Origin of the sequence: Weissella muntiaci (assembly GCF_008107635.1) — a bacterium.
Lineage (GTDB): Bacteria > Bacillota > Bacilli > Lactobacillales > Lactobacillaceae > Weissella > Weissella muntiaci.
Genome location: NZ_SDGZ01000034.1, coordinates 1 through 10,883 on the forward strand (window position 1 = coordinate 1; position 10,883 = coordinate 10,883).

The 10,883-nt window shown below is 37.4% G+C and carries 9 protein-coding genes; 8 read left to right on the top strand and 1 reads right to left on the bottom strand.

The genetic code is table 11. From position 1 onward, the window contains the following. From ESZ50_RS11460 to ESZ50_RS11485, 6 genes are all read left to right on the top strand, one after another. A partial coding sequence (locus ESZ50_RS11460) for a pentapeptide repeat-containing protein (RefSeq protein WP_187387640.1) occupies positions 1-733 on the top strand: 733 nt, incomplete at its 5' end. Between the two features lie 201 nt (positions 734-934). Then, the gene (locus ESZ50_RS11465; RefSeq protein WP_148624096.1) at positions 935-1,492 is read left to right on the top strand and encodes a TetR/AcrR family transcriptional regulator; all 558 of its coding nucleotides are present in this window, start codon (positions 935-937) and stop codon (positions 1,490-1,492) included. Between the two features lie 268 nt (positions 1,493-1,760). Then, positions 1,761-2,774, top strand: coding sequence for a choloylglycine hydrolase family protein (locus ESZ50_RS11470; protein ID WP_148624097.1), 1,014 nt, complete (start codon positions 1,761-1,763; stop codon positions 2,772-2,774). 315 nt (positions 2,775-3,089) lie between these two features. Next, a complete protein-coding gene (locus ESZ50_RS11475) occupies positions 3,090-4,460 on the top strand; it encodes an FAD-dependent oxidoreductase (RefSeq protein WP_148624099.1) in 1,371 nt (456 codons plus the stop codon). Between the two features lie 298 nt (positions 4,461-4,758). Beyond that, positions 4,759-5,784: a glycosyltransferase gene (locus ESZ50_RS11480; protein WP_148624101.1), complete on the top strand. Its 1,026-nt coding sequence runs from the start codon at positions 4,759-4,761 to the stop codon at positions 5,782-5,784. 431 nt (positions 5,785-6,215) lie between these two features. Next, positions 6,216-8,084: a lectin-like domain-containing protein gene (locus ESZ50_RS11485; RefSeq protein ID WP_148624103.1), complete on the top strand. Its 1,869-nt coding sequence runs from the start codon at positions 6,216-6,218 to the stop codon at positions 8,082-8,084. A gap of 222 nt (positions 8,085-8,306) precedes the next feature. Here the strand turns inward: ESZ50_RS11485 and ESZ50_RS11490 are convergent, their stop codons facing one another. Further along, a complete protein-coding gene (locus tag ESZ50_RS11490) occupies positions 8,307-8,912 on the bottom strand; it encodes a hypothetical protein (protein ID WP_222860818.1) in 606 nt (201 codons plus the stop codon). A gap of 135 nt (positions 8,913-9,047) precedes the next feature. Here ESZ50_RS11490 and ESZ50_RS11795 point away from each other — a divergent pair, with 135 nt between their 5' ends. Together ESZ50_RS11795 and ESZ50_RS11495 are read left to right on the top strand one after the other, a co-directional pair. Next, positions 9,048-9,188 carry a hypothetical protein gene (locus tag ESZ50_RS11795; RefSeq protein WP_187387642.1) on the top strand — a complete coding sequence of 47 codons (141 nt, stop codon included), beginning with the start codon at positions 9,048-9,050 and terminating at the stop codon, positions 9,186-9,188. 636 nt (positions 9,189-9,824) lie between these two features. Then, the coding region (locus tag ESZ50_RS11495; RefSeq protein WP_187387643.1) for a KxYKxGKxW signal peptide domain-containing protein at positions 9,825-10,883 on the top strand (1,059 nt) is incomplete at its 3' end.

Sequence of the window (10,883 nt, forward strand, 5' to 3'; positions counted from 1 at the left end):
TAATGTGGGTTCTGACAATTCCGGCGATCATAATACTGGAAACAGTAACGTTGGATCAGACAATTCCGGAGATAACAACGTCGGAAACTATAATGTAGGTTCAAACAATGTTGGTGATAATAATATCGGTAATAATAATACTGGTAGCGGAAATGTCGGTAGTAACAATATTGGGGAGAATCTAAAGGGAAATAATTTAGTGAATCCTGAAATGATGGTCAGAAATTCCTCTGTCAGTGCTGGGTCATGGCAGCCAAGTGACAACTTCGTTAACTTGAAGAACCACAGTGGTCACTTTTTGACCTCCGGCGAGATAACATTCGTAAATCGCACGGTATATGGTTATTTCAGTGATGATATACCTGAGAATACGATTCAATACATTTTGTCCGGTGATGTAAATATAGCTGGAAATTACACAGTTACTTATATGTGGGGAAATTTGAGCCTGACTAATATTGAGAAAGCAGACTTATCATCAATAATGAAGATTGGTTCAACGGGAATGTTTGGTGATAGAGTTTGGGCAACCGCAAATGTAACAATTTCACCAATGATTGTGTCGGATGCTGTAAAGACAGATTTGGTGAATAATAACGCATCTGCCAAACAAGCAATAGCACTTCCAGAGACTGATTATTCATCTGAAGCGTTAGTATCTGTCGTTGGTCTTATGCTACTTGGACTAGTTGGACTGAGTGCAGTGAGCGAAAAAAGGCACGTGGATAACTAAATGAGTTAATGGCACTGGGTGGAATCAGTGCCATACATAATTTAATGTGATTCTATAATTCAGAGTTTTAAGTGGAAATATTCAGATTGACAATATACGGATTATTATTCTGGAATCGCGAGTAGAGATAGAAGATATTTTTAAGAAAAAGTGGTCTTTGGAGAACATTGAGTTAAATAGTCTAATTATGATGGTGGATTTATGACAGAAAAATTTGAAAAAGGTGAACAAGAGATCATTGAAATCACCCGGAGAATGGTTGCATTTGAGGGAATTACCAATGTTTCAATCGGTAAAATTGCGAAAGAATTTGGATCGTCTAAGAGTCAAATTTACTATTATTTTGTTTCAAAGGATCAAATTTTTAATCGAATGGTGGATGAGCAAATTGCTGACTATTATTTATTAGCCCGAAACAATGGGTATGTATCGGAAATGAGTCTGAAAGTTAAAAATATGTTTGATTATATTCTTGGGAATGACCGGCAACCAGGTTTCTCGGCGTATGTGTTATTGAGCTTATTTCAACAGTACCCTGAGGGGTCAACGATTAAGGATAAGCTCATTAAATTATTTGAATCGATTCGGTATGATTTAGAAAAGAACCTACTATCAGATAATAAATATTCAGATGTTCAGGCAGGTAGGCTTGCTGAGGATATGCTTACGATGATCAGTGGGAAGATCATCTTTGCATATTCAATGAAGAAATATGACCAGTTAAACACTCTATATGAAGACTTTGATAACTACATTTAATTCAGTGATTATTGTCTGTTAAAGTAGTAAACCAAAAAGAAATTAGGCGGTTGGATGTCAAGTGAGACAATTAGCCGCCTTTTTTGATAACAAAAAATTATATTCCCCGTAAGATTCTTGTTGCTTATGTCGTAATCATTCATTTGTATATTTATTGCATTTTAAAGATAAATAATATAACAAGATTAATAACCTAGAATGATATAATTAGGACATAATAATTTAGAAAATATCAACATTGGTGTACTAACAGAAAGGGGAGAGAAAAATGTGTACTAGTTTATCGTATAACGATTTGAATTCAACTCATTTTTTGGCACGGACAATGGATTTTGCATTTGAATTAGAGGCAAGTCCAGTATTCTTACCTCGGAATTATAAATGGACTACGTATATTGATAAGTTGGAACAAGCGAATAAGTTTGCAATCATGGGGGCTGGTTCTAACGAAATTGGTGGTGTACAGTTAGCAAATTATATGGTCGCGGATGCGTTTAATGAAAAAGGATTAGCAGTTGCAGAATTGTATTTCTCGAATGAAGCTAACTATGATAAAGAGTCTTCCGCGCATAAATTGAATTTGGTCAGCGAGGAACTGATCATGTGGATTCTTGGAAATAATGCTTCTATTAAGGAATTAGTGGACAGCTTGAATCAAGTTGCTGTCATCGATAGTAACCAAGGTGTGATGAAATCAAATCAACCCCTTCATTGGATAATTAGTGATAGAACTGGCCAAACGGTAGTTATTGAATCAAGAGATGGGAGCCTGAGGCTGGAAGATAATCCAGTAGGTGTTCTTACTAACAGTCCGGATTTATCTTGGCATTTAAAGAACCTGAGTGAGTATCCGGACATACAAACCAAACCATTTGATGATAAAGTTTATGGGGATTGGACAGCGAAGGCTTCCAGCATGGGGGCAGGGTCAAAAGGTCTTCCGGGTGGATATTTATCATCGCAAAGATTCATCCGGACCGTGTTTAGCAAACAATATATGGCTACGGCTGTAAACACTGAGGAAGCAATTAACAATATCTTGCACATTTTAGACAATGTTACAAAACCAAAGGATATAGTCTTAAATGAGAATGATGAAGTTGATTACACACAATATCAAGGGATATCAAATCTTGATGAATTGGCTTACTACTTTGTTCCTTACGGTAATCGAAAGGTATATCGAGTAAAGATGACGACAGATTTAATTGAAAAATCAAGCAACACGATTGATTTTGGTGAAATGATTTCTAATTCTCAAGAATACACAGAATTAAATTAGCAGGAGCAATTTAAAGATAGTTTTGTTCTTGATAATATCTGCTGTACAACAAAAGAAGCATTGGACAGAAATGTTCGATGCTTTTTTATTGCAAATGAACAATCTTAATTTTATTAAAAGCTGAAGAATGCTGAACATTTGGAATGCACCCTTGATTGATAAAATGCTATTTTATTGAATAAGTTGAAAAATTTTGTTGGCTGATAAAATTGTATTCCACTTACCAAAGAACTAGACTTTAAGTGTAAGAATTCAACGTTGGATTTATATCTGAATTGTTATCCTTATAAAAGTTAATTTCAAGGGAGAGGGAATATGAAAATTGCAATTATTGGTGCATCACATGGTGGTCATGAGGCGGCATTGGAATTGTTGTCACATTACGATGATGTAGAGCTTACGATCTATGAAGCAAGTGATTTTATTTCATTCATGTCTTGTGGAATGCAACTATACCTGATGAACAAGGTAGAGGATGATACAACAGTTAGGAATTTTAAACCAGAAGATATCGAGGCGTTAGGCGGCAAGGTATTGGCAAACAGTACGGTAACCAATATCAATGCAGATCAACATCGATTAACTTTCACTGACTTAACGGGCGATACTCATCAAGCAGATTATGATAAATTAATTCTCAGCGTTGGTGTGTCACCCGCCAGACTGAATATTCCGGGCAGTAATCTGGATAATATTTATTTGATGCGGGGGCATGATTGGGCTCTTTCAATTAAAGAGAAAATCAATGACCCTTCAGTAAAAGATGTCGTCGTTGTTGGGGCAGGATATATTGGAATCGAGGCAGTTGAGGCTTTTGCGAAAGCCGGTAAACACGTTACAGTCCTAGACTTACTACCTCGAGTGCTAGGAGCCTATCTTGACTCCGATATGACTGATTTGCTTACAAAAGAGTTGACTGATAACGGTGTCCAAGTGGCAGTTGGTGAACAATTGGAAGAGTATATCTCGGAAGATGGTGAAAAAATTAGCGCTGTCAAAACCAAGCAAGGAACATATCAAGCAGACCTAGTGATCGAGGGTATTGGCGTTAAACCAAACACGGAATGGTTGAAGGATATTGTTGCGTTAGATGATCGCGGTTGGATCAAGACAGATGAGTATCTTCGAACTAATCAAAATGACATTTTCGCGATTGGTGACGCAATTTTGCCGTATAGTATACCGGCAAACAAACCGCTGCCAATTGCCCTAGCGACAACAGCCCGGCGCGAAGCTCAGTACATTGCCCAGACCTTGTTCACCGGTATTCCACGACCATTTAAAGGTGTTGTCGGAACTTCAGCATTACAAGTATTTGATTATTCATTTGCAACGGCCGGCCTTAATGAAACGACTGCCAAGCGAGTGGGAGTTGAAATTACCTCAGTAACCTATAATGATACACGACGGCCGGCATTCGTTTCAGAAAAGGCAGGAAATGGTGATATTCTTGTACGACTTGCATTCGATCCGGTTACCCACGTAATTTTGGGTGGTGCAGTTATGGCAAAGGAGTTTGATATAACACCACACGGGAATACTCTAGCACTTGTAATTGCTCAAAGAATGACGATTGAAGACCTAGCTGAGGCCGATTTCTTTTTCCAACCGGGATTTGATCGACAATGGAGTGTGCTAAATTTAGCTGCTCAAAAGGCGCTTGGCTACAAGGCATTCACAAAGTAAATTTAACAACTTGATAAAAGAAAACTGGGACTCAGGATAATAAGTTCTGGTTCTCTTTTTTTGTCGGCTAGTTTAGTAATCTTTGATGGTTTGTACTTTTAATAAATGCAATACAAGTTGTTTAAAGTGGACCTGAAGACGTGTGTGCACTATAAATTGTGAAAGGATTTCAAAAATGATATATTTAAAAGATTGTATATTGATTGCCGTAATAGATGTATATTCATCCATCATGAAATTGTTTGATTGAGGATGGAATATTCATCTTAACTAAAAATGAAGAATAGAGTATTAGCCAATGAACTGGATAACGAAGATTAACACGGTAGAAACCAGTGGGGCATTGTATAAACCGAATCAGATGGTCGCAGAGATTGCGGAGACTATCGGGTTTAAAGTAATCAACTATTACAATGTTCCAAACATGATGCCGTCATACACCATTATGGATACATATATTAGTGCTTGGTTTGGCATGGTTAGACCAGGCGATCTAGTTGTAGTTCAATTTCCAGATAGGATGTTAAATTACCAGTATTTTCCAAGATTGATGGAATACCTGCATAAGATTGACGAAGTAAAGATAGTTGCATTTGTGCATGACATCCCGACATATTTTGAAGAAGAAACCTATTTCAGCGAAAATCGGTGGCTACAAGCTCTCAGGGGATTTGATGCTTTGATTGTGCATAATGAAAAAATGGCAAATCAGCTGAGACAAGACGGTGTTGATGTGCCAATGGTCAAACTTGGCGTATTTGATTTCTTGTATGATGGGCCAGTGCAGGAAAAACATTTTGATACAAAAGCATATTTAGTGACCGGTAGAAGAGTTAAGGATTTAGTGCGAATGACTAATAATTTGACGACTAAATTCGAAATTTTTGGTAACGTCGATAAACAGAAACAGGATAATCTGATCTATCGAGGCTCCCACCCGGAGGAGAAGATAATCGCAGAAATTGATGGTGGATTTGGAATTGTCAGCATTACTGGAGGTATGAATTTATCTAATAGTTGGAATTTCTATGGGACACTGAATAATCCATTCAAGCTTTCGTTTTATTTAGCCGCCGGAATACCGATTGTTGTTGGTAAAGATTCGGCACACGCCATGTGGATTGAAAATGAAAATATTGGTCTTGCTGTCGATTCAATGGCGGAGTTAGATCATAAACTGAATAATCTGTCGGAGGTAGATTATTTGAAAATGATTGATAACGTTAAACCAATTCGTGATTCGGTGATAAGCGGATTTTTCACTAAACGAGCGTTATTGGAGGTTATAGCAATCCTGCGGGTGGATTTCTATAATAATTTTTAATTTAGGGCAAGTTATTTCAAAGATTTGCACTCTGTATTCTTTAAATTAAGCGTTGTGGTGCGGAGAAAAAAAGGTAATCATTTAACAATGATTGCCTTTTTTGTGTACTGATATATTCCTTTATAATGCCCATGTATGAAATATTAAGGTCTTAATTGACTTAAATTTTGAATAGAAACTTGATTGAATTGTTTGAAGAATTAGTTACTATAATACGTTTGTGATTAAGAAACGAATCAAAGTGCATTTAAAAATCTATAGGTAATAACCTTACAATTATTTATTTAAAAGAGTATAATCTGTGATTGTGAAATACTAAACTATAAAAGAGACTGGTTATGTTTAATCTGAATGGATTGGAGGAAATGGGGAGAGTTATGTTGAGTATTCAAATAAAAATATTTGCTCAGGCATAAACACAAGGGGATATTATGAGTTTTAGTAAGAATCGTTTACTTTTTGCATTTCTTTTATTGGGTTCAGTTTCAACAATCAGTGCTGGGATTATGTTGACAGATCCAATCAATATGAGTGCGGAAGCTAGCCAAGTTGGAACAAAGGCGAATGCTAGGGATGTTACGATTAATGGGGATGATTATGCAAGTAATTTTACTGCCAATGGCGAGGGGGTTATTGCGGGGAATACGGCAACTTTGACGCCTGACCAACAGAACAAGGCAGGTAATACTGTATTGAACACTAAGATTGACATGACTCAATCGTTTTCCTTAAAAGGGAAGGTTGATTTGGGTAATAAAAGTCAAGCTCAAGGTGGTGCCGATGGAATGAGTTTTATATTCCAACCTGGCGATACCGACGTGATTGGTAAACTAGGTGGTGCGATGGGCTTTGGCGGTGTTAAAGGTTCATTTGGGTTTAAATTAGATACTTTCTACAATGGGGACGATGGAGATGGTTACACGGCCGACCCGACATTTTTTGCGGACTCTGATGGTGGAAAGCCAGCAGCTTTCGGAGCATTTGTGAATGGTACGACGGGTGTGGCTGACACCTTAGATGAGACAGCCCAGCAGATTGCTGAGCCATCAAATAATGAATTTAAAGATATCGAAATTGATTTTGACGGAACATCAAGGCAAATGACTGTAACCTACGATGGCAAGGTTTGGGATATTACTTCTCAAATAGGAACGGAAACAAATATGTCCTTCGCCATTGCGGCGTCAACAGGTAGTTTCAGAAACCTGCAACAATTCCAATTAGAGAGCTTCTCGTACACGGTGGCTCAAGGAACCGTGAAGAGTCATTATGTTGATGAAAATGGTCAGACGATTGCCGACGATGTTGAGCAATCAGGTGATCTAGGTGACAGTTGGCAAACTGAGGCAAAGGTAATTCCTGGATATACACTAAAGGAAGTTCAAGGAAATGACGAGACAGGGTATTATAAGGCCAATGACCAGTCGGTTACTTATGTTTATACTCGTGATCAAGGTGCCGCAGATGTGACTTATGTTGATGATACAACTGGTAAGACGTTAGTAACTGATGACCTGCAAGGTAATTCCGGCGACAAGAGTGAATATACAACAGGTAAAACAATTAAGGATTATGAGGATAAAGGATATGAATTAGTATCTGATGATTTTCCTACTAAGGGGCTGACGTTTGCTCCAGATATGCAACATTATACTGTCCATTTGAAGCATAGGACGACTCCAGTCAATCCAGAAAATCCTGGAGAACCCGGTACGCCAATTAATCCAACTGATCCTGATGGCCCCAAGTGGCCTGAAGGAACTGATAAAGATTCTTTGACTAAATCAGTGACTGAAACAATTCACTACATATATGAAGATGGCTCAAAGGCTAGTGAAGATGTTATTGATACAGTAAGCTTTGGACACGAATTAGTAGTTGATAATGTGACCGGAGAGATCATTATTGACAATGGGTGGAGCAAAATTGACAAAGACTACTTTGATCAAAAGAACTCACCTGAAATTAATGATTACAGTCCAAACAAGTCTGAGGTCGCAGAAATCAACGGAATTACACCAGATAGCAAAGACGTTGAGGAAACAGTCGTATATACGAAGAATTTAACTACCCCAATTGATCCTGTTGACCCAACAGAACCAGAGTTACCAGGGAATAATGCTGAAACTGGAGAAGTTACAGGGAAGAACTTAACGCAAGTCATGGCTGATCAGAAGAATGCAGATTCCTTGCCGCGTACCGATATGAATACCACAAGTGTGCTCTCATTTTTGGGAATACTAATTGCAGTTTCTGGCGTGACGGGTTATTACGCGTTTGGAGTTGAAAGAAAGGATTAACAACGTTTTCTTCTGCGTTCGAGTTCTTTAGTTGATATGGATTGGTTCGGTGAAATTGAAAGTAAAGAATCAGATGAATTGATAAAGGTTTGTAAATCTTTGTCTTCAGGCAAAAATGTTTGATGTCTTTTATTTTGGATAATCCCGTTCACAAACTAAAAAGAGCCCTCTCAGGACGTTTCGCAAGCGGTCTTGAGAGGGCTCTTTTCATAATGTAGGCCATTAGTTATTAACGGGTGCTTTTGCGCCGGTCATTATATAACCAAGGTCTTGGGTTATTTGTTGATTGTTACTTTCGTTCGTAAAAGTGTAGGTATCATTTTTATTATCAATTGCAACGACATGCTTACTGTTTGTAAATTTAATATCGAATCCACCAGGTATTTCTGCCATGGTGTAGCTGTTTGGATCAAACTGTTGAACATATGGATCTGCAAATGACAGTGAATAAGAGGCTAAACGTTTCCTAATTTCAGATGTGGACAACATGCTATCTTCGTTGCTGGTATAAACAGGACTGGAAGAACTAGAGGCATCAGTATTATTAGTTGGCGCGGTATTGCTAGCAGGCGTTGACGTTGAAGCCGAACCGTTGTTATTGCTTGTCTCTATGACTGAGCTCAGACTAGCCTTTTCAGAACTAGAACTGTCTTCTTCTTGTGTTTTAGATTTCTTAGAATGAGCGTTCTTTTGCTTACTAGATGTTGGTGATTCAATTTTTGAATCGATTTTATTGTTAGCATTAAGAAAATAAATAAAAAGAGCAATAACTAGTATAGCGGCAAGAGCTATTGTAGAAATCAGCACTGGTCGCTTATGTTTTGGCAATTTATTTTTTCTGATCGATTTTGCATATTCATTAACCTTTTTTCTCTTGTGATTATAATAACATGCTACCATAAACAAAACATGAATGAAACATAAATAAAATTTCTTTAAAGCTGATTTAGTGAGGTGGAAATTATGCAGAATAAAGATTTTACTGCTAATGAAGCGCTTAGAAAAACTATGCTTATTGATTCAAAGAGTCTCTATGCTAGTGTCGAAAGCGACTCACTCGGATTGAATCCTTTGAAATCACTGTTGGCAGTTATGTGCCAATAAGAAAATACTATGACGGTTTAGTCTTGGTAGCGTCCGCTAGGGCAAAAAGTGGGTTTGGTGTAAATATGTAATGCGACAAAGGGGTCTGCCAAAGGATCTCAGACCGATCATTATAAATTCACATAATGAACTACTATATTGCTATGAACAAAAAAGTGAATGACATTTTTAGATAATACGTGGCTGAGAAGGATTTTCAGCTATATTCGATTGATGGATCTATTCTTGATTTATAGAATAGTTAGGAATATTTATGTCTTCGGTTTTAGCCTACATAATACGAACTCGTAATTTATTAGAACTTATTCTATCAAAATTTTTGGATATTGGCATGGGTTGACAGGTTGTGGAGAATACACTGGCAATTTGCTGAAGCTGGAATTATTCTGGCGATAGAATCTAAGAATTGAGTTAATTAATCCAAATAAATTTCTTTGAAGCAAGTATGAGAGTTCTGAACGAATCTTTGCATGGAATATAACTGAAAATATGCATGGAGCCAAAAATTACCAAATTCGAAAAAAATTTTAAAGTTTATTTTAAGCGCATTTTGCTTGTGTATTATTCGATTTATATATATAATTTGAACGAACGGTCGCTCCAGACCGTTTGGATAATATATAATGGGGAATAGTAATGAGAAATATTGGGTTGAAAAAGGCTTTAAATTCTAAGGTTTCAAATTTTAAAATGTATAAAAGCGGTAAGCAATGGATTTTTTCATCTGCGATCGTTCTTGCGTTGGGTACAACAGGTGCAGCTGGAACCACAGTTGTAATGGATAGTATGTACACAACAAATGTATCTGCTGCGACTACGTCCGATGAAAGTACGCTCTTGTACTCGGAGTATTTGTATAATTTATCGACAAGTCAATATGCTTCTGTCACTGGAAAAGTAGAGGTATTTGGAACTCTCTTAAATGTGACTAATGGTGATCCAAATTTAATTTACTTAGATTATACAAAGCCAATCCAGATAAAGTTCTCTAGTATGTATAACATTATAAAGACGATAGGTTCTAGTCAGAATACTACTTCTGTAAGTAGTCTCGCGGATGTAGAATTGATAATGGCTGGAAAAACCAGTCAAGATGGAACGGCTAAAAGAGGAAATGCGCTGACTACAATTGGTGAAGTCAAAATTGGACTTATTAGTGCAGATAAGAGCACTACCTGGGATGGAGATTGGGGTGACGTTCAGTTTGTCTCATCATCTACTCCGACGATTGATCCAACCGGGTCAACAACAATTGAAATTCCTGGAGCAGAGCTAGAAGCTGCGATTGAAACTAGTGGTGGGGTACTAGTTATCTATCCGACAAAGACTCTCCCAAATAGAATTAATGTAGGATCTGTGGCTATTCCAAATGCTGAAGGTAGTGTTGGTGGCGGTGTTAATGTAGAAGTACCAGATTCTAATAACGGAGAAAGTAATGTAGGGTCCAACAATTCCGGGGACAACAATACTGGAAACAGTAATGTAGGATCAGATAATTCAGGAGACAACAATACTGGAAACAGTAATGTAGGATCAGATAACTCAGGAGACAACAATACTGGAAACAGTAACGTAGGATCAGATAACTCAGGAGACAACAATACTGGAAACAGTAATGTAGGATCAGATAACTCAGGAGACAACAATACTGGAAACAGTAACGTAGGATCAGATAATTCAGGAGACAACAATACC

What these genes read in the sequence shown, in the direction of transcription:
- ESZ50_RS11485 (WP_148624103.1), top strand. Translation starts at nt 6,216, where the DNA reads ATGAGTTTTAGTAAGAATCGTTTACTTTTTGCATTTCTTTTATTGGGT.
- ESZ50_RS11475 (WP_148624099.1), top strand. Translation starts at nt 3,090, where the DNA reads ATGAAAATTGCAATTATTGGTGCATCACATGGTGGTCATGAGGCGGCA.
- ESZ50_RS11480 (WP_148624101.1), top strand. Translation starts at nt 4,759, where the DNA reads ATGAACTGGATAACGAAGATTAACACGGTAGAAACCAGTGGGGCATTG.
- ESZ50_RS11795 (WP_187387642.1), top strand. Translation starts at nt 9,048, where the DNA reads ATGCAGAATAAAGATTTTACTGCTAATGAAGCGCTTAGAAAAACTATG.
- ESZ50_RS11465 (WP_148624096.1), top strand. Translation starts at nt 935, where the DNA reads ATGACAGAAAAATTTGAAAAAGGTGAACAAGAGATCATTGAAATCACC.
- ESZ50_RS11470 (WP_148624097.1), top strand. Translation starts at nt 1,761, where the DNA reads ATGTGTACTAGTTTATCGTATAACGATTTGAATTCAACTCATTTTTTG.